This is a genomic window from Saccharopolyspora spinosa NRRL 18395 (assembly GCF_000194155.1).
GTDB classification, from domain to species: Bacteria; Actinomycetota; Actinomycetes; order Mycobacteriales; family Pseudonocardiaceae; genus Saccharopolyspora; species Saccharopolyspora spinosa.
Genome location: NZ_GL877878.1, coordinates 3,753,089 through 3,776,550, shown reverse-complemented (window position 1 = coordinate 3,776,550; position 23,462 = coordinate 3,753,089). Strand labels below are relative to the sequence as shown.

The following is a 23,462-nucleotide window of genomic DNA, read 5'->3' as shown; positions in this document are numbered from 1 at the left end:
TTGCAGCGCCGTCACTGCTGACCGGCGAAGCGGGCGGGTGTCAACGTCGGCAGGCCGGACTTGCCGACCAGGCGCTGCGGGCGGAAGTCGGCCAGGGCTTCCGCCGGGTTGCCGCTGCGCAGTTCCTGGGCCGCGAGCTTGCCCAGCAGTGGTCCGAGGGTGATGCCGCTGTGGGTGGCGATGGCGTAGATCTTGCTGCTGTCGCTGAGGAATCCGGCGACCGTTAGGCCGTCGGCCGGCATCGACCGCTGGCCGACGCGCAGTGACTCCAGGCGGACGCCTTCGGTGCCCGCGAGCAGGTCGGTCAGGCGCGCACACAGCTCGCGGGCGTGGTCGCAGTCCGGGGCGGGCGGGTTCGCCGGGTCGGCGTGCGCGTCCAGGTCCAGGCCCTGGAGGACCAGGCGGCCGCCGCCGTCCGGGCGGACGTTCAGCGTCGGCGTGGTCAGCACCCGGTCGAGCCTGGTGGGCAGCGGGTTCGTGAAGCCGAGCAGGCCGACCGTCGCCGAGCCCGCCACGTCCGGCGACGCCATCGGGACGCGGTGCCCGGCCGCGGCGGTCAGCTCCTCGGTCCAGCGGCCCGTCGCGATCACCACCGCATCGACCTCGGCGGCGCCGTCGGAGAGCTCGACGCGGACCCCATCATCCACTTCGGACAGTCCGGTGACCGCCGCCGGGCAGCGCAGTTCGGCGCCGTGGTCCCGGGCCTCGCCCCACAGCCGTGCGACCAGCAGGGCCGGGATGATGTGGCCTTCGGTCGGGTAGTAGGCGATGTCCCGGACAGTGGGCGGTACCCGCAGGTCGGGGACCAGTTCGCGGGCCCGTTGCGGGGTGATCCAGGCGACGGGGTAGTCGCGGCCGGTGAGCTCGGCGACCGAAGCGGCCAGCCGCTCGGCTCCCGCCTCGTCCCCGGCCCATTCCAGGTTTCCGGTGCGGGCCAGCCAGTTCGGCATCGCGCCGGGGGTCTCGGCGAGCGCGGAGTGCTCGGCCATCCCGGCGACGTTCAGGTCGTGGTAGGGGCGCGGGTTCTTGTTGTGCGAGTTGGTCCAGGCGAACGAAGTGCCCGTGGTTCCCGCGAGCGCGCCGACGCGTTCGAACACGGTCACCTCGGCTCCGGCGCTGGCCAGCGCGCGGGCGGCGCTCGCTCCCAGGACACCGAGCCCGATCACGGCGATTTTCATGCGTTCCTCACAAGTTCGCGGTTGGGGTCCAGGTGGGCGATGTCGTGTTCGGTCCCGCCTCGGAGCACGAGGTCGGAGCCGATCTCGCCGAAGACGAGCGGGAGCTTGAAGCCGTGCCCGGAGAAACCGGTCATGACGGTGGCGTTGAGGTGCCTGGGAACGAGCAGGGCGTGTTCGTCGGGGGTGAAGCCGTCGGCGAAGGTGCCGATGCGCACCGGGGGCGGGGTGGCTGGGTCATGGTTACTCCTATCCTGCGGCATTCAGGAGTCCTTTGTGGACAGGTTGTCTGCTCGATGAAGAACTCGACCAGGTTCTCCTGCCGCGCGCCACCGGCGACGAAGGTGCCACGCCGCCGGTGGCGCTCCGCCAGCCCGGCCTGGGCCAGCTCGGACGTAACCCCCGCACAATTGACCGGTCAATGGTGCTTTAGTACGGTCGAATCTCAAAACGAATATGTACGGCCAATGTCTTCGCGGGGCCGAGTTGGGGCATTTACAACATCGTTCCGGGCAGGCAATCTTGGCGAACAATTGGCCGTACAAATCTTTGCCTGGAGGGTCGATGCTTCCGCTGGAAGGCGTGACCGTGGTGTCGCTGGAGCAGGCCGTCGCCGCCCCGTTCGCGACCCGGCAACTGGCCGACCTGGGCACCCGGATGATCAAGGTCGAGCGGCCGACCGGCGATCTACCGCCACCCAATATAGCTTCACTGTGAAGTATTTTTCTTATGAAGCTATTGGCGGCTGCTATGCCACCGGTCCGCCACCACGCTGGCTTCCCGACGTCCGACGAAACCCGTTGAAGTCACTCCGAATCCCGGACCTCATGGAGAGCCCGATGCGCAACGCACCTCACCCCGATGGTGTCGACCCGTTCGCCTCCACCGCTCGCGGTCTCGACGAGCCGGATCCCGCGCGTGCGGCGCTGCGCTCGGCAGGCCCGATCGTCCAGGTGAACGCGCCCGCCGGGGGACGGGCTTGGATCGTGACCGACGAGGCCTTGGCACGTGCCGTTCTCGTCGACCCACGGATCGTCAAGGACCCCGCACTCGCGCCCCTGGGCTGGGACCGGCAGCGCGCCGGGCTCGAACCGACCGCCGCCGAACAGCCATCCCTCACCACCCTCGACGGGCCGGAACACGCCGAGCTGCGGCGCGCGCACGCCCCGCTGTTCACCGCGAAGCGGCTCCGCGAGCACTCCGACCGGATCCACGCGATCGCCCGGGAGCTGCTCAGCGGGCTCGCCGCGGGCGGCGGGGACGTCGACCTGGCGGCGGACTTCACCACCCGCTACCCGCTCACCGTCCTGCTGGACCTGCTCGGCGTGCCCCTCGGCCACGTCGACCGGGCAACCGATGCCTGCCGGCAGATGTTCAGCGCCGACCCGGGCGCGCAGGGGAGGGCGATCGCCGCACTCGCCGCGCTCGCGGGGGACGGACTCCGCGACGACAGCCGGGGGTTCGCCGCCGAGCTGCGCGACCGGGTTCCGCCGGAGACCACCCGGGATCAGTTGCACTACCACCTGTTCGGATTGATCTTCGCCGGACAGCTCACCACCGACGCCGCCCTCGGTTTCGTGATCGCGCGGCTGCTCGCGGGCGGATCGCACCGGATCCCGCCGGACGAGGAGTCGATCGACGAATCGGTCCGCGAGACGCTGCGGCTGCACCCACCGGCGACCTTCACGCTCTGGCGGTTCACCACCGCGGAGGTCGAACTGGCCGGCGTGCGGCTGCCCGCCCGGGCGCCGGTGCTCGTCGACATCCAGGGGATCAACACCGATCCGGGCCGCAGGTCCGGGCAAGACCTGTCCTTCGGCGCCGGACCGCACTACTGCATCGGCGCCCATCTCGCCCAACTCGAACTGCGCGCGGTGGCCGCGGTGCTGCGCACCGACTTCCCCGACGCCCGCCTCGCGGTCCCGTTCGGCGAGCTCCGGCAGACCACCATCGGCGGCCTCCAGGGAGGCCGGCTGGTCGAGCTCCCGGTCGCGCTGCGCGGCTAAGCGCCTCGCCAATCTTGATATGCGAACGCCAGGACATGCAGTGCCCGGACGTGCCGTGCCCGATCACAGTTTCAATTGAAACTGGGGGTCGTGCGGAGCTCGATGATCATCCATAGTGGAGGGTGGTCCGGGTTTCCGATCTTGGCAGGGAAAACGGACACTCGTGCGAAGTGTGGTGCAATGCACGTGCGTTTCCCGTAACTCTGCGTCGGCTCGCAGCGACAGACCTGTTGAACGACCAATCACCGATGATCTTGGTGTCGACTTTGCTGTACAGAACTGAACAAGGAGGTCTTTCGTGGCTGCCGACCGACCGGAGAGTCGGGCATGGTGGATCTGGAGCGCGGCGGTGGTCGCCTACCTCGCCGCGGTATTTCACAGAGGCAGCTTGGGGGTCGCCGGAACGCAGGCGCTCGACCGGTTCGACGTCGGACCGGCCGCGCTGAGCGCGTTCACGGTCCTGCAGGTCGGCATCTACGCCGGCATGCAGATTCCCACCGGATTGCTGGTGGACCGTTTCGGTTCCCGAAGGGTGATCACCGTCGCGGTGGCCTTGCTGGGAGCCGGGCAAATGCTTTTCGCGCTCGCCGATTCGTATCCGATGGGTCTGCTCGCACGCGCGGTGCTGGGCCTGGGCGATGCGTTGATGTGGGTCAGCATCCTGCGGCTGGTCGCGGCGCACTTCTCCGCCCGCCGCTACGCACTGGTGGCAACGATATCCAGCGCGTTGGGGGCGCTGGGCGGTGTTGCGGCCACGTTCCCGCTCGCGCTGGCACTGCAGAACATGGGCTGGACGGCGACGTTTCTGTTGGTGGGCGCGTTGACGCTCGGCTATGCGGCGGTGACCGCAACGGTCGTGCGGGACGCCTCGCTCGGCGGATCGCAACCGCGCAGCAGCGGTGCGGTCTTCCAGCAGGTGCGTGACGCGTGGTCCGTGCCGGGCACGCGGCTGGCGTTCTGGGCGCACTTCTGCACGATGTTTGTTTCGGGTGCGCTGACCCTGCTGTGGGGTTTCCCGTACCTCGTGAACGGGCTGGGCGTGCCGGCCTCGACGGCGAGCGTGCTGCTGAGCCTGCTGATTATCGGGCAGGTCGTCGGCGGGCCCGTGGTGGGTGCGCTGATCGGCCGCCGCCCGGAGTGCCGGATGTGGATCGTGATGGGCTACCTGCTGCTCAACGCCCTGTCCTGGGTGGTGCTGCTGGGCTGGCCGGAGGGGCGCCCGCCGCTGGCGATTATCGCGGCCGTGTTCCTGGTCTTCGCCCTGGGTGGCCCGGTTTCGGCGGTGGCGTTCGCCCTGGTGCGGGACTACAACCCGGTCCGCCAGGTCGGGACGGCGACCGGCGTGGCGAACGCGGGCGGCCACTCCGCGACGGCGCTCGGCGTCCTGCTGGTGGGTCTGGTCCTCGACCTGGCGCAGGGCATGCCGGGCGGCTCGGAGTACCGGGTGGCGATGCTGGCGCTGGTGGCGATGCTGCTGTTCGGCGCGTTCCGAACGGCGGTCTGGTGGCGCCGGGCCCGAGCGGCGGTGTTCGCGGCGGAGGCCCGAGGCGAAGGTGTGCCGGTGGTACTGACCCGCCACCGCTGGGACCTTGACCTGCCCCGCGCAACCGTCCACGCCTGATCAGCGACGGGTGAAGGACGCCTTCGAGCAACTCACTTGCCCGGAGGTGCCCTTCGCCTACTTCGAGCCTTGGTGCGCAACCAGATTCGGTGAACAGCGCAGGGCACCCGTGACCAGGTCGCTGGGTCGCGGGTGCCCATCACCCATGAATCCGTCAGGTGGTGGCGACGTACTTGCGGAGGTGTTGGGCCCTTAAGGTGTCGCTGGTTGAGATCAGGTCCGCCGGGGTGCTGAAGAAGACGATCCGGCCGCCGTCGTGCCCTGCTCCAGGACCCAGGTCGATCAGCTGGTCCGCGTGGGCCATCACCGCTTGGTGGTGTTCGATCACGACCACCGTGTTGCCGTCGTCCACCAGGCGGTCCAGGAGCGCGAGCAGCTGGTCCACGTCCGCGAGGTGCAGACCCCGTCGTCGGTTCGTCGAGGACATAGGATCGCCGCCTTCTCCGCCATGTGGATCGCGAGCTTCAGGCGCTGCCGTTCGCCGCCGGACAGGTAGTCAGAGGCTCGCCGATGCGCAGGTAGCTCAGCCCGACGTCCAGATCTTGGGCCGCCCGAGCACTTCGGCGAAGGCGTCGTCGGACAGGGTGCCGCTCAGGTTCGGCAGCGGCGCCGGTTTGGCGTCGGTGGCGCGCCGCAGCGACTCCAGCGCCCAGCGGCCCCAGCCGTCTTCCAGGTCTAGCCGGGTGGCGGCGACGCTGCTCGTGGGCGACCAGGAACGGCCCGCCACCGGATACCGGGTTGTCGACGATGCGCGCGCTGCAGCCGAGCCGCTCGACGGCTGGGATGATCTCGTCGACGAGGTAGTGCCGCAGCACTCCGCCCGCTGCGGATCCTCGCTCTCGGTGCGGAACGCGACCCGCGCGCGAGGTCCGCGCGGAATGCGCCGGAGTCCAAGTACTGCGTTGCTCGTTCGACCGCCGCTTCCCGGGTCACCGCGATGCGTTCCCGCAATTGTTGCGTGCCAATGGTTTTCCAGACCAGATGCGCGACTTGGATTCGCAAACTCAACCACACCGTACGCTGCGCGACCAGCAGAAAAAGACAACGCAGCATTGCCGGATCGGCAACCGTCCGGCGCGGCGTGGCGTAGCGTGGAGCGGTGCGAAGCGCGACTGTGATCGGTGCGGGGATCGGCGGGCTGGCCGCGGCTGTCGGCCTGCACCGGACCGGCTGGCGGGTGGCGGTGGTCGAGCAGGCCGCCGAGATCAGCGCGATCGGGGCGGGCATCACGTTGTGGCCCAACGCATTGCGCGCATTGGAGGCGCTCGGGTTCGGTGCGCGGGTCCGCGAGCTGGGCAAGCCGCAGGAGTCCGCCGGGGTGCGCACCAGCAGCGGTCGGTGGCTCGGCCGGTTGGACGGTGCGCTGATCGAGCGGAAGCTCGGACGACCGATGCTGGGCGTGCGCCGCGCCCAGCTGCACCAACTGCTGCTGGCGGCGCTACCGGCAGATTCCCTGCACACCGGGGTCCGCGTTACCGCTGTCGGCCGGGACGGTTCGGTGCCGGGCTTGGACCTGCCGCCCGCCGATCTCGTCATCGGTGCCGACGGGATCAACAGCCAGGTCCGGGCGCAGTACTGGCCGGGTGCGCCGATCCCCCGCTACACCGGTTTCGCCGCGTGGCGCGGTATCTGCGAGCGCCGGGAGCACACCGACATCGCCGTGAGCTGGGGGAGGGGCGCGGAGTTCGGCGTCGTGCCGTTGGTTGACGGCCAGCTTTACTGGTACACCGCGATGTCTGCACCCGAAGACGCCCGCAACCCCGACGAGCACGCGTTCCTCCAGGAGCGCCTCGGGTCCTGGCATTCGCCCATCCCGCAGCTGATCGACGCGACACCGCCGGAATCGCTGCTGCGCAACGATATCCGTTATCTGGGAGGCCCGCTGGAATCGTATGTGGATGGAAACGTGGCGCTGCTCGGCGATGCCGCGCACGCCATGACACCGCATCTCGGTCAGGGCGGCTGCCAGGCGCTGGAAGACGCCGTGGTGCTGGCCGCTTCCTGCGCCCGGTACGAAGACCTGACCGACGCCCTGGCGCACTACGACGCCGAGCGCCGTCCGCGCACCCAGCAGATCGCACGGGCCTCGTACTTGGCCGGGCGATTCGGCCCGTTCCTGGCCAACCCCGTCGCGGTCGCGCTGCGCGACACCGCCGCGCGGCTCGCCCCGAGCGGCGCGGCGATCAAGACGTTCATGTGGGTCAGCAGCTGGACTCCGTCCCTGGTCGAGGGGCTGCGCGCCTAGTAGGCGCGGGAACTGGGCGGGTAGATCCGGGAGTCTTCAGGCGTCCTCCACGAAGGTCTGAGCCCGCTCCAACAAGTCGCCCTTCTTGATCTTCCCGGTTCCATTGGAGCTCGGCGAGATCATCGAGCGGGTCCGCGCCTTCGCCGAGGCCGGTGCCGACGCCGTGGCGATCCGATTCGGCGCACTGGACGGCTTTGCCGAGCGGATGTCCAGGTTCGCCGCGCGACAACAGGCCGTCACTTCCGGGCCGGCCACCGAGGCAGGTGGGCCGGAGTCGAACCGTTGAGATCGGCGAAGGCCTGCTCGATGGCCCCGGCCTCGGTGCTGCGCTTCGGCGATGATCGGGTCGAAAGAAGATTCGGTGAACACCGCGTGATAGCGCCAGACCGGGACCACCGCACCGGTGGCACTGGTGCATCCAGCAGATGCCGTCCCGCCTCGCGGACAGTTGCCTCTCTCGCAAGAACAATCATCCCGGGCCAGCGGCCATCTGCCCCACTGCAACACGGCCCCACCAGCACAAACTCAACCCATCACCCGCGGATCCAAGCCAAGCCGGTCAAAGGCGTCCCTTCACCCATCAGGAATTGGCCGCGGGTTCTGGGCAAGTTTCGGCGTTGTACGGGATTTCGTTGCTGTCACGGCTGTTCTGGGCGTAGCGTCTCAGGTCGCTCGGGTTCGTGTGGACAGTGGACAGTCTCGGTCTCGGTCGTGTTCTGCTGGCGTGGCGTGTTCGATTCGCCGTTGCCCTTGGCGTCTGCCGCCTTCGGCGCAAGGGCAGTGCGATGGTTTTCCGCTGATCTTCGGGAAAAACTCTCCGCCCTTCCACGCGGAGCGAAGGTTTCTAACTGGGTCGTTCGGATCTGTGGACGGCACCAGCGCTGGCCGACGATATGGCCATGAGCGAACCCGACTCCACCACGCCGCACGGGCAGGCGAGGGCCGCGATGGGTACCGAGCCCGGTGTTCGCCCCGGCTGGGGTGTCATGTCGACGACGTGCCTGTCCACTTTCATCGTCAATGCGAATACATCTGCCGTGAGTATCCTGCTCCCGTCGATCAGCGCGGACCTCGGGACACCCGTCGCGACGCTCCAGTGGGCGGTGACCGGGTACCTGCTCGTCGGGGCTGCCGTGATCGTCACTTCCGGCGCGATGGGTGACGTTTTCGGCCGTCGACGCATGTTCCAGGTTGGTCTGGTCCTGTTCGTGATCTCCTGCGTGTTGATCGGCTTCGCCGGGACCGGGTTGCAGGTGATCCTCGGGCGGTTGATCCAGGGCGCAGCCGGATCGACCATCCTCGCCAGCGGTCTGAGCCTGCTCTCGGTGACGTCTTCCGGCAACGCACAGGTGAAGGCCGTCGCCCTGTGGGGCGCGGCGGCCGCCGCCGGGGCCGCCGCCGGCCCGGTGGTCGGCGGCGTGCTCAACGAGGTCGCCGGCTGGCAAGGCCTGTTCTGGATCGATGCGGCCATCGCCGTCGTGTGCATTCTGGTCACCCTTGTTACGGTTCCGGAATCACGCGACCCGAACCGCCCCCGGACGATCGATCTACTGGGCACCGTGCTGGTCGCCGCCGCACTCGTGCCGTTCGTGTTCGCCATGACCGAGGGCTCCTCGTGGGGGTGGCTGTCGGCACCGACGCTCGTGTGCCTGATCTCGTCGGCGCTGGCAGGTGTCGGGTTCGCGGTGGTCGAGCGGCGGGTGAGCGCCCCGCTGGTCGACCTGCGGCTGCTGCGCAACGTGCTCCTCGTGGGCGCGACCGGCGCCATCCTGATCGGGGCCGGGGCGATCGCCGCGCTCAGCTTCCTCGTGAGCCTGTACTTCCAAGCACCGGAAACCCTCGGCATGACGAGCCTGCAAGCAGGGCTTTCGATGCTGCCGGTCGCCGCGGCGGTGGTGCTCATCGCGCCGCTCGTCGCCCCGCTGGCCCACTACTTCGGCACGCGTCCGGTCATCGTTGCGGGCTTCGCGATCCTCACGGCCTCGTTCGTGGTGCTCGCCGGAGTTCGGCCGTCGTGGGGTTATGACGCGTTCGTGCTGCCGCTGCTCGGTGTTGCGATCGGGCTGGCCCTCTCCAACTCCCCGGCCTCGTCGGTCGCCACGGCGGCCGTGTCACCCGAGCAGGTGGGAGCTGCTTCGGGAATCTCGAACATGGCGCGTTACGTGGGTGGCGCGGTCATGACGGCTGTCGTTGCCGGGATCTACGCCAAGGCCGCCGTGAGAAGCGAAAACGCAGGCGCGGCAATCGCGGATTCACTCGCAGCCGGACTGTCGCGAGCGTCGATCGCGCTCGCGGCTTTTGCCGCGGCAGGCGTAGTGCTCGCGCTGCTGGTAGCCCGGCGTCCAGCCATGCCGCGACTCGGCGACTACGCCACCGCCACGGCCTCGACGACCCACACCCTGCCCGTCACCTGACCACGACCGCAGCCGGACAGCACACCTGCTGCCCTCAACCGGTCGCCTGATCGGGGCTGGGGGCTGCTTTGGATGTGCGGGTTGAAGCGAGCGGACCGTTCGTGCCAACTACTGAGGCGAACAGTCCGTTCGCTCCACACCAGAGGCCCTGGGCTTGTGTCGGGTGAATGGGGTGAACGGACTGTTCGTGCCACCTATCGAGGTGAACAGTCCGTTCGCTCCACACGGGTTGGCGAGGCGGAACCGCAACACTCCGGCTGGGGCTGCCACCGGAACCTCCAGGCAGAACGAGTTCCCAAACAGCCGCTAGCCGCGGGGTTTGGCGTAGGTCGCGTCGGTTGCCCAGGAATCCGCTACCTTGGACCACTCCGCGGGGCTGGAGAGGAGCGCGATCGCCGCTGTTTTCAGCTCCGCCGGTTCGCCCGTGAGTAGTTCGGCCAGGTCTTCCAAGCCAGGGTTGTGGCCGACCACGACCGCCATCATGACCGCGGGCGGGATCTCGTGGATGACCGCCAGGAGTTCGCGGGCCGAGGCCGCGTAGATCCGGTCGTCGTACTTGAGCGTCGGTTCGGCCGGGATCTCCGGGGCGGCCAGCTCCCAGGTCCGCCTGGCGCGCACCGCAGGGGAGCACAGCACGACCTCGATCGCCGCAGCGTGCTTGCGCAGCCACCGGCCGACCTCGGGTGCGTCGCGGCGGCCCCGGTCGGCCAGCGGCCGGTCGAAGTCGTCGGCGTCGTCCGGCCAGGACGACTTCGCGTGCCGGATCAGCACCAGTTTCCGCTGCGCATCGGTCATGTCGTGCCGCCCACCTGCTCGCCGGGACTACTGGTCCCACCGTAACCGGTCCGAGCCGATCATCGTGCTTCCGCATCGCGGAATCCGGTGCAGTGAGTCGCCGGGAGTCTGAGCGCGCTGCCGATTCCGTATTGAGACGAACACCAGTCCTGGCACGTCGAGGCAGAGCTTGATGGCTTCGCGCACCGCCAGGACCACGTCGCCGAAGCAGCGGTCGAGGTCGTCGATGAACACCACCAGCTGGTAGCCGTCCGTTGCGCTGTTCGCCTTCCAGTCCTTCGCGATGCCGTGCACGACGTCACGTATCTCGTTGCGCGACTTGGCATCGACCGACAACTGACGCCCGAGGTCGTCGACCAATCGATGCACGCCGAAGAACTTGAGCACTACTTTGGAAAGTAGCCGAACGACTCCGACGACCCGGCGCCGCTTCGCCAGCCGGGTGTAGGCACGCCGCACGATGTTGCGGTCGAAGTTCAGCACCACCGACTTGATCAGAACTTTCTGCGCGTCCGCACCAGGGGGCTAGGCGTTGAATCACGGAGTTGGGGTGTCTCGGCCCTCCAATTGGGTCTGCATCAGCAGCATCAGGCTGTCTTTGCCCATGTCTTTGCCCATGCCCCGACCGGCGTCGATGGCGACCGTGAACGGGGTGGAGGAGTGAGAATCGGTTATGAGATCGACCAATGCGCGTGCCGTGCCCGTCGCGTCGAGCAGGTCCTCCCCGGTTGCCTCGACAGGCTGGTCGTTGAGCACCACGAACCGCCCTTCCGCCGACTGTTCCAACGCCACCGCCGGACCTGGAGCAGGCAGTATGGCATGCGGCTGTCGTCGGGAACGGGAATTGACGAACCTGTGCTATTGGGAAGATTCCCCTTAACTGGAGGGAGGTTCAGCTCGCGTCGTGGTTGAGCGTCAGGCGCCAGGTCAGTTCTCCGTCGTGCCATTGGCCCGTTGGTTCCAGACCGGTCGCCGTTGCCACCGCCGCGGATGCTCGGTGGTCCGGGTGGATGTGGGCGAGCACCGCGCGCACCGGCTTTCGGCGGAGCCAGTCCACCAGGCCTCGCGCCGCTTCCTTGGCGATGCCTCGGCGTTGCCAGTCGGTTCCCACGATCCAGGCGATCTCGGCGACCGGTCCCGGGTAGGCGGGGGTGATCGTCGCCTGGACCGTGCCGACGAGGCGCGGCTCGTCGCGGAGCTGAATCACCCAGTTGCACCAGGACACCTCGGGATCCGGTGAGCCGGCGAGCATCAGCTCGTAGCGGGACCGCAGTTCCTGCGGCGTCAGCGGCGCACCGCCGATGAAGTCGTACAGCGCCGGGTCTGCCAGCGCGCTCGACATCTCCTCCGCGTGGTCGATGCGCAGCGGCACCAGCCCGAGCCGTTCGGTCGGGATCACTTGCGGTCTGATATCACCCATGCCGCCGCCTTTCGACGAATCGCCCGGCTCACCGCAGGTGCTTGCGGAAGTGGATCAACTCGTAGGTCCCCGCCGGGGTTCGGTGCGTCTCCTCGTAGCCCATGCGTCGGTAGAGCCGGAGGTTCGCGGTGCTGTGCTCGCCGGTGAACAGTTCGATCGCCGCTACCTGCCGGGGAAGATTCCGCTCGACGTGCAGCAGCAGGCCCGTGCCGAGGCCGTGACCCTGCCGGTCGGGAGCGACCATCAAGCGGCCCAGCGCTGCCGTCGCCCCGTCGAGCTCCACGCGGACCGAGCCGACCAGCCGCCCCGCCTCGCGGAAGCCCCAGGTGATGCAGGACGGCCGGGCGAGGTCTGCACGCACGTCGTCGAGGGTTTGCGTCAGCGGCGGCATCTGGACGTCGTCGTGGGCCTGCGCTTCGGTCACGTACGCCGCGCGTTGCAGCGTCAGCACTTCGCCTGCGTCAGCAAGCGTCAGCCGCTCGAGTTTCCCGTTCATGGCAGCTTCTTCTCGAACCAGTGCTCGGCGTAAGGGCCGTTGTTGTATGCCGGGATTTCTCGGAAACCGTGCTTGGCGTAGAGGTTGCGCGCCTCCACGAGATCATCGCGGGTGTCCAGGCGGATCGCCTGGAACCCGAGGTCCTGCGCGTGCTGCTCGACGGCGCCCAGCAGCCGGGCGGCGACACCGAGGCCGCGGGCCTGCGGCCGCACGTACATCCGCTTGAGCTCGGCGAGACCGGGTTCGAGCGGGCGGATACCGACGCAGCCGAACGGCTCCGCCCCGTTGCGGGCCAGCAGGAACACGCCCTTCGGCGGGTGCAGGCCGTCGTTGGGGTCTTCCGCGATCGCCTCGTCGACCTCGGCCTCGGTGGCCGGGCGGCCGTAGTACCTGCTGGCCATCTCGTCCGTGTACTCGCGCAGCAGCCCGACGACGACGGGTTCGCCCACGCCGACCGGTTCGACAGTCCAGTGCTGGTTCACGTATTGCATTCTCATCGGTCTGTCCACCAAATATAGGCCAGGTTTTCGGCTCTGTTCGCGAACCGGACTTTGACCTGCGTCGACCGGCGTGCGTTCAACGAGCCGAACGCACCGGTGTGGAAAGGATCTGTGCATGCGCCTGGAAGGTATTCCGGCGGCGGTGAAGGGCGGGGCGTCCGGTCTGGGGCTGGCCGCCACCCAGAAGCCGGTCGAGTCGGGGTGTCAAGGTCACCATCCGCGACCTGCCCAGCTCGCAGGGCACCGAGGTCGCGAAGGAACTCGGCGACAGTGTGCAGTTTGTGGCCGCTGACTCACGGAGCGCCGCCGCGCCGGGATGTCATGCCAGTCCAGGGTTTTCGATGATGCCCTCGGCGGTCAGACGGTATGGGTCTTCGTCAGACGCGACACTTGTTCCCATCGAACACCCCGTTGTGCCGACCCGCGCAGTTCCGGGCCGCGCGGAGAACCTGCGTTTTCACATCCGTGAAGCAGGCGTTTGGTCCGTGGAAAATACAGCCCCGATCAAGCGGGGTCAACGGGCCCCGGCGGCAGGTTTCGATCGGTCCACAACGGGCATTCGGTAGCGGAGAACCTGCCCGGAGGTGGTCGATGGATTCCCGTTGGGCCTCGCGTTGGCGGCGCCCGGAGACGCGTTGGCAGCTGCTGCTCGGCGCGGAGGGATTGGTGCTGGTCCTACTCGGCTTGCTGGGGTTGGCGAATGGCGGTTGGCGGGCGTCTGGGGACGTCCCGGTGCTGGCGGTCTTCCACCTCAACACGGCGCACAGCGTCCTGCTGCTGATCGTCGGCGTGCTGGCGCTGCTCGCCGCTCCGTGGCGGCGCGGGGTGGCGTTGTTCGCCACGCTGCAGATGGTCGGTGGCGTGTTGCTGTTCGTCTACGGCACTGCGGAAAGCACTGCGGGCGAAGGGCGAACGCCGTTCCTGCTGCACCCCGCCGAGAACTTCATGCACGCGGGGCTGGCCGTGCTGGGCTTCATCATCCTGTGCGGAGTCGAGTCGACGCCCCGCCCGGCCCGACCACGTCGCCGCCTGGTCGCCAGGCACTGAGGTGGGAGCCGGGAGTGCGCCCACGGCCTACGATCCGGCGACCGGGACGTTGCGGGCGCTGTCGCGTTTCCTCGCCGGGCAGGGCATTCCGGCGATCGGGTGCGGAGGTGCTCGAACTGGTGCTTTCCGCCGCATCGACCGGAATCGGCCGGTTGCCGCCGTCGTGGACGGACCGCCGCGGCGCCGCTGCGGCAACGGATCAGGATCGAGTAGTGGTGGCCAGCCGCCTGCTCGGGTCCGGTGGCCGTTTTCGGGCGCTATGCGGCTGTCCGGGATGTGGTGGTGCGGCCGCTCGTGTCTTTGAAGCGCCCAGGCTCTTCGCGCGCCCGGCAGTCCGGGGCGCTTCGGACTACCGGGCAACGCCGGTGAGTGTGAGGCGAACGGCCTGTTTGTGGCGTATTGGCGTGAATGGTCCGTTCGCTTCACACCACCGACGCATCAACTGCGCACGTTGACCCGACGGACCCGGCCACTGTGGAACTTCAGGCGTTGACCGGCAACGCGTCGGCGACATCGAGGGCCGCATCGGCGCGGTCAAGCAGCTCGCCGCGCTGCTGGCCGGGCACTGGCCCGGCGGCAAGGTCGTGTTCGCCAGCCTGGACAGCGACATCGCCCTGGCCTTCCTGGACGCTTACCCGACCACCCCCCGAGGCCGTCACCACGCTCACAGCCGCCGACCTGGAAGCCTTTGCAAGCGCCACGGCTACTCCGGCAAACGCCCCGGCACTGTGCTCATCGAGCGGCTTCGCGCCGCCCCGACCGCGGCTTCCCGGCTCGGCCCGTCCACCGTCGCCCAGCTCGTCCCCATCCAGGTCCCACTCATCCAAGCGATCCGCACGACCATCCGCACGCCATCCGCGTGCTCGACAAGGCCATCGCCGACGCCGTGAAACGCCACCCCTACGCGCCACTGCTGGCCGAACTGCCCAGCATCGGCACCATCAACCTCGGCCAGATCATCGGCGAGATCGGCCCCATGTCGAACGCGCCGGTAGCTGCGCGCAACTCGCCACCGAGACCGGCGCCGTCCCGATCACCAAAGAGTCCGGCAAACACCACACCGTTACCTTCCGGCACGCGGTCAACCGCCGCGCCCGCCAAGCTTTGATGACCTTCGCCGACAACAGCCGCCACGGCAGCGACTGGGCCGCCACGATCCACGACAACGCCCGAGCCCGCGGCAAACTCCACCCCGCCTCCGCATCCTCGCCCGCGTCCGGCTGCGCGTCATCTGGACCTGCTGGCGTGACAGAGCCTGCTACGACCCCGCCACCCACATCACCAAGCAAGATCAACACGAACCAGGGGTTGATTTAAAGAAAATCACGGGTGCTCAGGCCGCATGTCCGCTTGGCAGGAGTGGTCGGGCCAGGATCCGGGTGGGCGGGAATTTTTGCCGGATGTTCGTTGTAGGGCTCCGTTCGCGGCTGGTTTTTTTTAAATGCTTGTCGGCGGCTGGACGGATAGGGTTCGAACATGGTGGGTTCATTGCTGGGGACCGAGGTCCAACGGGTCGAAGACCCGGAACTGCTCCGCGGTCGGGGCACCTACGTCGGCAACCTCGAACTGGAGGGCATGCTGCACCTCGGGTTCGTCCGCTCGCCGGTCGCGCACGCGCAGATCGGCGGCATCGACGTCGCAGCGGCCGCCGCCGCGCCGGGCATCGTCGCCGCGTTCTCCGCGGCCGACCTGGACGTGCCGATCCCACCGCCGTTCGTCGATCTCAACCCGAACGTCAAGCGACCCCCGCTGGCCACCGACCGGGTTCGGTTCGTCGGTGAGGCGGTCGCGGTGGTCGTCGGCGAGAGCGCCGCTGCGGTCGCCGACGCGATCGAGCTGGTCGACGTCGACTACGACCCGCTGCCCGTCGTCGCGGACCCTGAGCATGCCCTGGATCCCGAGGCGGAGCAGCAGTTCCCGGAGCTGGGGTCGAACGTGGCCGGTGGGTACCGCGACTCGGCCGGGGCGGACGTGCTGGCCGAGTCGGACGTCGTGGTGCGGGCCCGCATCGAGAACCAGCGCGTCGCGGTGGTTCCGCTGGAGGGCAACGTCATCGCGGTGCAGCCGGGCGGCCCGGACGAGGAGTACGAGGTCACGGTGCATGTCTCGACGCAGATGCCGCACGGCCTGCGCGACGGGGTGGCCAAGGCCTTCGGTTGGCAGCCGGAGCGGGTGCGGGTGATCTCCCCGCACGTCGGCGGCGGGTTCGGCGGCAAGGCCGGGGTGATCTCGGAGCACGCGGTCGCCATCGCGGCGGCCAAACGCCTGGGACGCCCGGTCCGGTGGATCGAGACGCGCTCGGAGAACATGCAGGCGATGCCGCACGGTCGCGCGCAGGTGCAGTACGCGGAGCTGGGGCTCAAGCGCGACGGCACCATCGTCGGCCTGCGCTGCCGCGTCATCGGCGACTCCGGCGCTTACGCGGGCTGGGGCGGCGCGCTGGCCTTGAGCTCGACGCGCATGATGTCGCAGGGCGTCTACCAGATCCCGAAGATCAGCTACGACGCGCTCGCCGCGATCACCAACACCACGCCGACCGGCGCATTTCGCGGCGCGGGGCGGCCGGAAGCAGCGGCGATGCTGGAGCGGCTGATGGACCTGGCCGCGGCCGAGCTTGAGATGGATCCGATTGCTTTGCGGCGCAAGAACTTCCTCGTTCCGGAGGCCTTCCCGTACAAGACGGTTGTCGGCGCCAATTACGACAGCGGCGACTACGCGCTGCCCTTCGACGAGGCGCTCCGGCTGGCCGACTACGACGCGCTGCGTGCCGAGCAGGCGCGTCGCATCGACGCCGGTGAGAAAGTGCTGCTGGGCATCGGTGTGAGCGCCTACGTGGAGATCACCGGCGGTGGTGCGGGGGACTACGCCGAGGTCGAGGTGCACGAGAACGGCGCCCGGATCAAGGTCGGCACGTCCGCGCACGGCCAGGGACACGCCACCTCCTTCGCGATGATCGTCTCCGACACGCTGGGCCTTCCGATGGAGTCGATCGAGTTCGTGCAGTCCGACACGGCGGAGGTGCCGCGCGGCGGCGGGACGGGCGGGTCCCGGTCGCTGCAGATCGCTGGCAGCGCCGTGCAGGAGGCTGGCCAGGAAGTGTTGCAGAAGGCCAAGGAGCTGGCCGCGTCCCGCCTGGAGGCGTCTGTCGACGACATCCAGCTGACCGACGGCGGCGAGCTCGGCGTGGCCGGGGTGCCGAGCGCGACGATCGCCTGGGCGGAGCTCGCCCGCGCCGCTGGCGAGGACGGCGGGCGGCTGGCCGCGAACATCGACTTCGCGCCCGGCGGCGCGACGTTCCCGTTCGGCGCGCACGTGTCGGTGGTCGAGGTGGACGTGGAGACCGGGTTCGTCCGGCCGCTGCGGCACATCGCGGTGGACGACTGCGGCCGGGTGCTCAACCCGATGATCGTGCGCGGCCAGCAGCACGGCGGCGCGGCCCAGGGCATCGCGCAGGCGCTGTGGGAGCAGGTGACCTTCGACGCCGAGGGCAACCCGGAGACCGGCACTCTCGCCGACTACACGATCCCGTCGGCGGCGGACCTGCCGTCCTTCGAGGCGTCGAACACCGAGACGCCGAGCCCGCACAACCCGTTGGGTGCCAAGGGAATCGGCGAGTCCGCCACCGTCGGTTCCACGCCTGCGGTGCAGAACGCGGTGGTGGACGCGCTCAAGCACCTCGGGGTGCGGCACGTCGACATGCCGACCACCCCGGAGCGGGTGTGGAAGGCGATCCAGGCCGGTGGGTCGGCAACGCATTGGCAGGAGCCGCCGGCGGCCTTCGACGCGCTGCCGGTGCGTCCTGCGGACGCCCCGGACGACGCGGACGAAGCCGTGGCCTGATCCCGCCCTGTTCAAGGCGAGGGGCACCCCCGACCGTGAACCGCTCCCCGGAGATCGAACTGAATTTCTCAGTCCAACTTCCGGGGAGCAGTTCACCGAGCGGTCGAGGGTGCCCCTCACTCATTTCCCGAACGGGTTCGGCGCGTTCGGTAGGCGCGCATCTTGTGGCGTGCTCCGCAGATGTCCATGCTGCACCAGATGCTGTTGTTGCCGGGGGACCGGTCGTAGTAGAGCCAGCGGCAGTCTTCGGCGCGGCAGACCTTCAGCCGGCCGGGCTTGCCGGTCAGCCCGTCGATGACCAGGGTCGCGATCAGCCGGCCGATCAGCCGCCCGGCCGCGGTGGCGTGCGCCGTCGGGATCACCGTCTGGCCGTCCTGCCACTGCGGCGGACGCAGGAGGCGGCGCGCGTATTCGTTCAGCTCCGCTGAGTCGGTTCCGGCGAGATGTGCGCGGATCGCCTCGCGGGCGCGCACCAGTTCTCGGTGCGCGGATTCGTCCAGTTCGTCGGCCACGTCGTGCCATTCGCGCGTCCGTAACCAGTCCCGGGTGCTCGGCAGGTTCGCGAAGGCGTCCTCGTCGTGCAGGAAACGTGCGGAATTGCCGAACGCTTCGATTGCTTCGAGGTCGCCGGGCGCGGCCGGTCGGTCGTATGCCACTAATTCAGATTACCGACATCTCGCCTCAGCTGGTAACGTTACTAGCAGGGCTTGTTAGATGGTAACTGGAGGTAGGCATGGGCTGGGAGCTGCCGGAGCAGTACGAGTCGCCGCACGGAACGGTCCGCTGGGCGAGCCTGGGACAGGGGGATCCGGTGGTGCTGCTGCACGGGACACCGTTCTCGTCGTACGTCTGGCGCGACGTCGCCGATGTGCTCAGCGTCCGGCACCGGGTGTTCGTCTGGGACATGCCGGGCTACGGGCGGTCGGAGAAGCACGCCGGTCAGGACGTCTCGCTGGCGGCCCAGCAGGAGGTGTTCACCGGCCTGCTGCGGCACTGGGGCCTGCGCGCCCCCGCGGTGGTCGCCCACGACTTCGGCGGAGCGGTGGCGCTGCGATCGACCTTGCTAGACGGTGTCCGATATGGACGGCTGGCGTTGGTCGACGCGGTCAGCGTGCGCCCGTGGGGATCGGACTTCTTCCGCCTGGTGAAGCAGAATTCCGAGGTCTTCGCGGCGTTGCCGCCGAACCTGCACGAGGCGCTGGTCCGCGCCTACATCGCGACGGCGGCGCACCGCGAACTGCGCGGCGAAGTGCTCGACGCGCTGGTCGAACCTTGGCTCGGCGAGGCTGGCCAACCGGCGTTCTACCGCCAGATCGGCCAGGCCGACGAACGCTTCACCCGAGAGGTGGAGGACCGCTACGCGGAAGTCGACTGCCCGGTCGTGATCGCCTGGGGCGACCACGACACCTGGCTACCGCCGGACCGCGCGAAGAACCTGGCACAGCGGATCCCGCATGCCGACCTGAACTGGATCGCCGGGGCCGGGCACCTGGTCCAGGAAGACAACCCGGCGGCCCTCACAACGCTGATCAACGACTTCCTCGCCGGCTAACCGAGGCGCCCCTGCCTGTGGGAGGATCCCCGACACCGGATCCCGGTCGCAGTTCAATGAGCGTTTCCAACCCCTCTCCTTGCGTTGCGCGTGGCGGAACTTCAGCGGCCTTCTCGGCTCCGGGATCCTGGACTTGTGCATTACCACACGCGGCGTCCGGGCTGTCCTCGCGAGAAGACCGCTGAGAACCCGCGGCGACGCAGGCTGCGAGGGTGGGCCAAGGCGGCTAAGCCGCTTGCGGCGTTCGGCGCGGCCGTCGCGACGTTGCCCGTGGTGCTGCTGACGTTGGTGAGACGGAAGAGGCTCGGGAGTACCTCGACGGGCACGGGATCTCGCTGTCGTTGGTGACCGGCCCGGACGTCTTCGACGCCAACAACGTTCCAAGCCGCCGTACGCCGTCGGCACAACCGGTTCCGGTGTGGTGCTGTCGCACGGCGGCGCGAACCGCCCGGAGCAGCTGGCGAGCCTGCTGGCGGATGCCGGGAGTTGACTGCGGGATCCCAATCGGCCGGTTGGTCCTCTGTGGGCGGACATCGCCGAATTGGGTACCAAGATCAATGAAATCGCGTGACGTGTGGTCGGGGTGGCGGCGCGGAGCCTGCGACCGGTCGTAGATTGGTGGCGGCGCGAATGCGGTGAGCTGACCCCGACTACCTCACCGCCGATCCACGGCCGGGGAGGGACGCAGTGGCCCAGCAGGAGGAGACCGCGCGGCGACAGTGGCGCAGCCGGATGCCGAGCATCACTGCCGGCACAGTGCTCGTCGTGGCGCTGCTGTGCGTGGCCTCGGCGGTGGGCCTCGCGCTGTTCGGGAACATGCAGCCGGTGCGCAGGTTCGTCGACAACGTGCTGTTCCCGGCTCCGCCGAACCTCGCTTACGGGGCGTTCCTGGCGGTGCTGGCGGCCGCGCTGAAACGCAGGAAGCGGCTGGCGCTGTGGATCCTGATCGGCATCCTGGCGCTACAGGTGCTCGGCGACGTCGTGGTGCTCGTGGTGCTGGGCGACCGCATCGAGGCGCTGTGGATGGAAGAGCTGGGCGCCCGCTATCACGTGGCAGTCGCCCACGAGTGGGCCTTCGGCACCAACATCATCGTCTCGGCGCTGGGGTTCGTGCCGCTGTGGCTAGCGCGCGGCGAGTTCTACGGCCGCGCCAAACGCGGCAGCGGCTACCAGGCGGCGGTGGTGTTCGTGCTGCTCATCGCGGCGTTTGTGGGGCTCGGCTACGGCCTGGTCTCGTTGTTCCCGGGTTCCCTGCGAGGCGCGCAGGAACGGTTGACCTGGACCATCGAGCGGGTGCTCGGCGGAGCGATCGACTTCACCATCACCGGGGTCGGGCATGCACCCGGCTGGGTCAACTTCGTCCTCGGCCTGTTCGGCGCGGCTGCCCTGTTCACCGCGCTGTTCCTGCTGCTACGCGCTCAGCGGCTCGCCGCAGCCCTGCGTCCCGACGAGGAACAGCAAGTTCGACGGCTGCTCGCCGAGCACGGCGAACGCGATTCGCTGGGTTACTTCGCCACCCGCCGCGACAAGGCGGTGCTGTTCTCCGATAGCGGCAAGGCCGCCATCACCTACCGAGTGGTAGCCGGGGTCTGCCTGGCCAGCGGTGACCCGCTCGGCGACCCGGAGGCCTGGCGGCCGGCGATCGACAAGTGGCTGGCGATGTGCCGGGAGTACACCTGGACGCCAGCGGTGATGGGCGTCAGCGAACCCGGTGCGACGGCGTACTCGCGCGCGGGGATGAAGATCCTGCAGCTCGGTGACGAAGCGGTGCTGCACATCGCGGAGTTCGGCCTGGACGGCCGGGACATGCGCCCGGTGCGGCAGGCGGTGAACCGGGTTCAGCGCGCCGGGCACACCGCGCGCGTCCGGCGGCACCGGGAGGTGCCGGAGGCGGAGATGGCCGAGATCGCGCGGCTGGCCGAAGCCTGGCGCGACACCGAGAGCGAGCGCGGCTTCTCGATGGCGCTCGGCCGGCTCGGCGACCCGCAGGACGGCGACTGCGTGCTGGTCGAGGCGCAGACCGACCGCGGCGAGCCGGTGGCGTTGCTTTCCCTCGTGCCGTGGGGCCACAACGGGTTGTCGCTGGACGTCATGCGCCGCGACCGCAATGCGGACAACGGCGTCGTCGAGTTCATGGTCAGCTTGCTGGCTCAGGCCGCGCCCCGGCTCGGGGTGGAGCGGATCTCGCTGAACTTCGCGATGTTCCGCGCCGCATTCGAGGAAGGCGCGCGGATCGGCGCCGGTCCGGTGCTGCGGGCCTGGCGAGGTCTGCTGCTGTTCTTCTCCCGCTGGTGGCAGCTGGAGTCGCTGTACCGGTCGAACGTCAAGTACCTGCCGCATTGGTTCCCGCGTTACGTGGCGTTCGCCGAGCGGCGCGACCTCGCGCGGGTCGGCATCGCTTCGGCGGTCGCGGAGGGCTTCCTGCCCACGCCGCGCCGGAAGTCCACATTGGACGAGGAGGTGGAACTCCCGGAGCTGGAAGCGGAATCCGAGGTGCCGCGGCGCGTCGGATCGGAGCAGCAGCAGGTGCGGCAGGAGAAGCTGGACGCCTTGCGGGCCAACGGCATCGAACCCTACCCGGTCGCGGTACCGCGCACCGAACGTTGCCGGGCCGTCGCCGTGAACTACCGGGACCTCCCGGCCGACGCCCGGACCGGCGAGCACACTTCGGTGGCCGGGCGCGTGGTGCTGCTGCGCGACCACGGCGGGGTCTGCTTCGCGACGCTGCGGGACTTCTCCGGCGACCTCCAGGTGATGCTCACCACCAAGGACTCCGGGACCGAGCTGCAGCAGGCCTGGCGGCAGCGGGTCGACATCGGCGACCAGGTGTCGGTGACCGGCGAAGTGGTCACGTCGCGGCACGGCGAGGTGTCGGTGCTGGCGAGCGACTGGCAGCTGGCGGCGAAGTGCCTGCACCCGCTGCCGGACAAGCACCGGGGCCTGCTCGATCCCGAAGCCCGCGTGCGGCAGCGCCACGTGGACCTGATCATGCGCCCGGAAGCCCGCGAAACCCTGCGGGCCCGCGGCGCCGCGGTGCACGCGCTGCGGGAAACGCTGGTTCGATCGGATTTCCTCGAAGTCGAGACGCCGATGCTGCAGCCGGTGCACGGCGGGGCCAACGCGCGGCCGTTCACCACCCACAGCAACGCCTACGACATGCGCCTGTACCTGCGGATCGCCCCGGAGCTGTACCTCAAGCGGCTGTGCGTGGGCGGCGTGGAGCGGCTGTTCGAGATCGGCCGGAACTTCCGCAACGAAGGCGTTTCGCACAAGCACAATCCCGAGTTCACGATGCTGGAGGCGTACCAGGCCTTCGGCGACTACACGACGATGCGCAAGCTGTGCCGGGAGCTGGTGCTGGCTGCCGCGACCGCCGCGCGCGGCACGCCCACGGCGGTCGGCCCGGACGGCGAGTTCGACCTCGGTGGTGACTGGCCGGTCGTGTCGGTCAACGACGCGGTGTCGGCGGCGCTGGGCGAGGAAGTCACCGCCGACACCGAGCTGCCCCGCCTCCGGAAGCTGTGCGACGCGGTGTCGGTGCCGTACCACGAGAGCTGGGTGCGCGGCGCGGTGCTGCTGGAGATGTACGAGCGGCTGGTGGAAGCCCGTACCACCGAGCCCACGTTCTACACCGACTTCCCGGCCGAGGTCTCGCCGCTGACCAGGCCGCACCGGACCGATCCGCGCCTAGCGGAGCGCTGGGACCTGGTCGCGTTCGGCACCGAGCTGGGCACGGGCTACTCCGAGCTGATCGATCCGATCGAGCAGCGCCGCCGGCTCACCGAACAGTCCATGCACGCCGCGGGCGGCGACCCGGAGGCGATGGAGCTCGACGAGGACTTCCTCGCGGCTCTGGAGTACGCGATGCCGCCCACCGGCGGGCTGGGGCTCGGCGTGGACCGGCTGATCATGCTGCTCACCGGCGGATCGATCCGCGAGACCCTGGCATTCCCGCTGGTCAGGGCGGATCTCGCCGCTCGGCGCTGAGCCGCTTCGGCGCCTTGTGCCGCCACGCGAGCTCGACCAGCTCGACCAGCTCGACCAGCCGCACGGTCGGGATCCGTGCGATGCCGACCCGGACCGGATCCCGATCGGCTTGTCGAAGCGTCGCACCTCCTCGACGATGCCGGCATCTGCGGTGGCTGCGGCCTGCGCCTCGACTTCGGCGAGCGAGAGCATCACGTGGTCGCCGTCCTCGTCGATCGAGGCGAAGCTCTTGCCTCGCACCGCGAAGGCGGGCATGCGGAAGTGTGTGTCTTCCGTCGTCTCCGGCAGCGCGAGCCAGCGCCAGACTGCGGAACTCGGCGATCTCGCTCGTCGTTCGTCCGACGCGTTAATGGGCGGAACCAAA

General features: G+C 69.1%; 21 protein-coding genes and 3 pseudogenes. 10 read left to right on the top strand and 14 right to left on the bottom strand.

The features are described 5' to 3' along the window. Positions 1-11: 11 nt before the first annotated feature. Both SSPN_RS0118740 and SSPN_RS0118735 read right to left on the bottom strand, forming a co-directional pair. A complete protein-coding gene (locus tag SSPN_RS0118740) occupies positions 12-1,178 on the bottom strand; it encodes an NAD(P)/FAD-dependent oxidoreductase (protein ID WP_010697063.1) in 1,167 nt (388 codons plus the stop codon). Next, the gene (locus tag SSPN_RS0118735; RefSeq protein ID WP_337466338.1) at positions 1,175-1,438 is read right to left on the bottom strand and encodes a hypothetical protein; all 264 of its coding nucleotides are present in this window, start codon (positions 1,436-1,438) and stop codon (positions 1,175-1,177) included. The genes SSPN_RS0118740 and SSPN_RS0118735 overlap by 4 nt, the downstream gene beginning before the upstream one ends. Before the next feature lie 301 nt (positions 1,439-1,739). Here SSPN_RS0118735 and SSPN_RS51315 point away from each other — a divergent pair. From SSPN_RS51315 to SSPN_RS0118720, 3 genes and pseudogenes are all read left to right on the top strand, one after another. After that, positions 1,740-1,859 (top strand): annotated as a pseudogene (locus SSPN_RS51315) (CoA transferase); the annotation flags it as partial. 155 nt (positions 1,860-2,014) lie between these two features. Beyond that, complete coding sequence (locus SSPN_RS0118725) at positions 2,015-3,181, top strand: cytochrome P450 family protein (RefSeq protein WP_029535481.1); 1,167 nt, start codon at positions 2,015-2,017, stop codon at positions 3,179-3,181. Between the two features lie 298 nt (positions 3,182-3,479). Further along, positions 3,480-4,802 (top strand): MFS transporter, encoded by a 1,323-nt coding sequence (locus SSPN_RS0118720; protein ID WP_010697055.1) that lies wholly within the window; start codon positions 3,480-3,482, stop codon positions 4,800-4,802. A gap of 154 nt (positions 4,803-4,956) precedes the next feature. Here SSPN_RS0118720 and SSPN_RS0118715 read toward each other — a convergent pair. Further along, a pseudogene (locus SSPN_RS0118715) lies at positions 4,957-5,338 on the bottom strand (ATP-binding cassette domain-containing protein); the annotation flags it as partial. Then, a complete protein-coding gene (locus SSPN_RS57735; RefSeq protein WP_010697052.1) occupies positions 5,326-5,529 on the bottom strand; it encodes a hypothetical protein in 204 nt (67 codons plus the stop codon). The pseudogene SSPN_RS0118715 and the gene SSPN_RS57735, both read right to left, overlap by 13 nt. A gap of 372 nt (positions 5,530-5,901) precedes the next feature. Here SSPN_RS57735 and SSPN_RS0118705 point away from each other — a divergent pair, with 372 nt between their 5' ends. The 3 genes from SSPN_RS0118705 to SSPN_RS0118695 all read left to right on the top strand — a co-directional run bounded on the left by SSPN_RS0118705 (position 5,902) and on the right by SSPN_RS0118695 (position 9,461). Beyond that, positions 5,902-7,047 carry an FAD-dependent monooxygenase gene (locus SSPN_RS0118705; protein ID WP_029535480.1) on the top strand — a complete coding sequence of 382 codons (1,146 nt, stop codon included), beginning with the start codon at positions 5,902-5,904 and terminating at the stop codon, positions 7,045-7,047. A gap of 85 nt (positions 7,048-7,132) precedes the next feature. Beyond that, positions 7,133-7,333, top strand: a complete 201-nt coding sequence (locus tag SSPN_RS0118700; protein ID WP_010697049.1) for a hypothetical protein — start codon at positions 7,133-7,135, stop codon at positions 7,331-7,333. Between the two features lie 613 nt (positions 7,334-7,946). Continuing rightward, positions 7,947-9,461, top strand: coding sequence for an MFS transporter (locus SSPN_RS0118695; RefSeq protein WP_010697048.1), 1,515 nt, complete (start codon positions 7,947-7,949; stop codon positions 9,459-9,461). Between the two features lie 306 nt (positions 9,462-9,767). Here SSPN_RS0118695 and SSPN_RS44510 read toward each other — a convergent pair whose 3' ends face one another. From SSPN_RS44510 to SSPN_RS0118665, 6 genes are all read right to left on the bottom strand, one after another. Then, positions 9,768-10,256 carry a SixA phosphatase family protein gene (locus SSPN_RS44510; protein ID WP_010697047.1) on the bottom strand — a complete coding sequence of 163 codons (489 nt, stop codon included), beginning with the start codon at positions 10,254-10,256 and terminating at the stop codon, positions 9,768-9,770. A gap of 27 nt (positions 10,257-10,283) precedes the next feature. After that, a complete protein-coding gene (locus SSPN_RS49040; protein ID WP_158309591.1) occupies positions 10,284-10,739 on the bottom strand; it encodes a P-loop NTPase fold protein in 456 nt (151 codons plus the stop codon). Positions 10,740-10,793: 54 nt separating this feature from the next. After that, positions 10,794-11,048, bottom strand: coding sequence for a hypothetical protein (locus SSPN_RS49035; RefSeq protein WP_010697045.1), 255 nt, complete (start codon positions 11,046-11,048; stop codon positions 10,794-10,796). Positions 11,049-11,148: 100 nt separating this feature from the next. Then, positions 11,149-11,676, bottom strand: a complete 528-nt coding sequence (locus SSPN_RS0118675; RefSeq protein ID WP_010697043.1) for a GNAT family N-acetyltransferase — start codon at positions 11,674-11,676, stop codon at positions 11,149-11,151. Between the two features lie 28 nt (positions 11,677-11,704). After that, positions 11,705-12,172: a GNAT family N-acetyltransferase gene (locus tag SSPN_RS0118670; protein WP_010697041.1), complete on the bottom strand. Its 468-nt coding sequence runs from the start codon at positions 12,170-12,172 to the stop codon at positions 11,705-11,707. Further along, positions 12,169-12,669, bottom strand: a complete 501-nt coding sequence (locus tag SSPN_RS0118665) for a GNAT family N-acetyltransferase (RefSeq protein WP_101376550.1) — start codon at positions 12,667-12,669, stop codon at positions 12,169-12,171. The genes SSPN_RS0118670 and SSPN_RS0118665 overlap by 4 nt, the downstream gene beginning before the upstream one ends. A 594-nt stretch (positions 12,670-13,263) precedes the next feature. On the opposite strand from SSPN_RS0118665, the gene SSPN_RS44500 reads away from it, so the two are divergent. Then, positions 13,264-13,719 carry a DUF4383 domain-containing protein gene (locus SSPN_RS44500; protein WP_010697037.1) on the top strand — a complete coding sequence of 152 codons (456 nt, stop codon included), beginning with the start codon at positions 13,264-13,266 and terminating at the stop codon, positions 13,717-13,719. A gap of 482 nt (positions 13,720-14,201) precedes the next feature. Here SSPN_RS44500 and SSPN_RS56845 read toward each other — a convergent pair whose 3' ends face one another. Both SSPN_RS56845 and SSPN_RS56840 read right to left on the bottom strand, forming a co-directional pair. Further along, entirely contained in the window at positions 14,202-14,387 is a 186-nt protein-coding gene (locus tag SSPN_RS56845; protein WP_158309590.1) for a hypothetical protein, read from the bottom strand. A 232-nt stretch (positions 14,388-14,619) separates the two neighbouring features. Next, positions 14,620-14,910, bottom strand: a complete 291-nt coding sequence (locus tag SSPN_RS56840) for a hypothetical protein (RefSeq protein ID WP_010697033.1) — start codon at positions 14,908-14,910, stop codon at positions 14,620-14,622. A gap of 285 nt (positions 14,911-15,195) precedes the next feature. Between SSPN_RS56840 and SSPN_RS0118645 the strand changes: the two genes are divergently transcribed. Then, positions 15,196-17,559, top strand: coding sequence for a xanthine dehydrogenase family protein molybdopterin-binding subunit (locus tag SSPN_RS0118645; RefSeq protein ID WP_010697031.1), 2,364 nt, complete (start codon positions 15,196-15,198; stop codon positions 17,557-17,559). A 116-nt stretch (positions 17,560-17,675) separates the two neighbouring features. Here SSPN_RS0118645 and SSPN_RS0118640 read toward each other — a convergent pair whose 3' ends face one another. Then, entirely contained in the window at positions 17,676-18,215 is a 540-nt protein-coding gene (locus SSPN_RS0118640) for a CGNR zinc finger domain-containing protein (RefSeq protein WP_010697030.1), read from the bottom strand. Between the two features lie 77 nt (positions 18,216-18,292). Here SSPN_RS0118640 and SSPN_RS0118635 point away from each other — a divergent pair, with 77 nt between their 5' ends. Beyond that, positions 18,293-19,111 (top strand): alpha/beta fold hydrolase, encoded by an 819-nt coding sequence (locus tag SSPN_RS0118635; RefSeq protein WP_010697028.1) that lies wholly within the window; start codon positions 18,293-18,295, stop codon positions 19,109-19,111. 732 nt (positions 19,112-19,843) lie between these two features. Continuing rightward, positions 19,844-23,098 carry a bifunctional lysylphosphatidylglycerol synthetase/lysine--tRNA ligase LysX gene (gene lysX, locus SSPN_RS0118630; RefSeq protein WP_044573068.1) on the top strand — a complete coding sequence of 1,085 codons (3,255 nt, stop codon included), beginning with the start codon at positions 19,844-19,846 and terminating at the stop codon, positions 23,096-23,098. Positions 23,099-23,254: 156 nt separating this feature from the next. Here lysX and SSPN_RS63285 read toward each other — a convergent pair. Next, positions 23,255-23,461, bottom strand: a pseudogene (locus SSPN_RS63285) (MmcQ/YjbR family DNA-binding protein); the annotation flags it as partial. Position 23,462 lies beyond the last annotated feature (1 nt).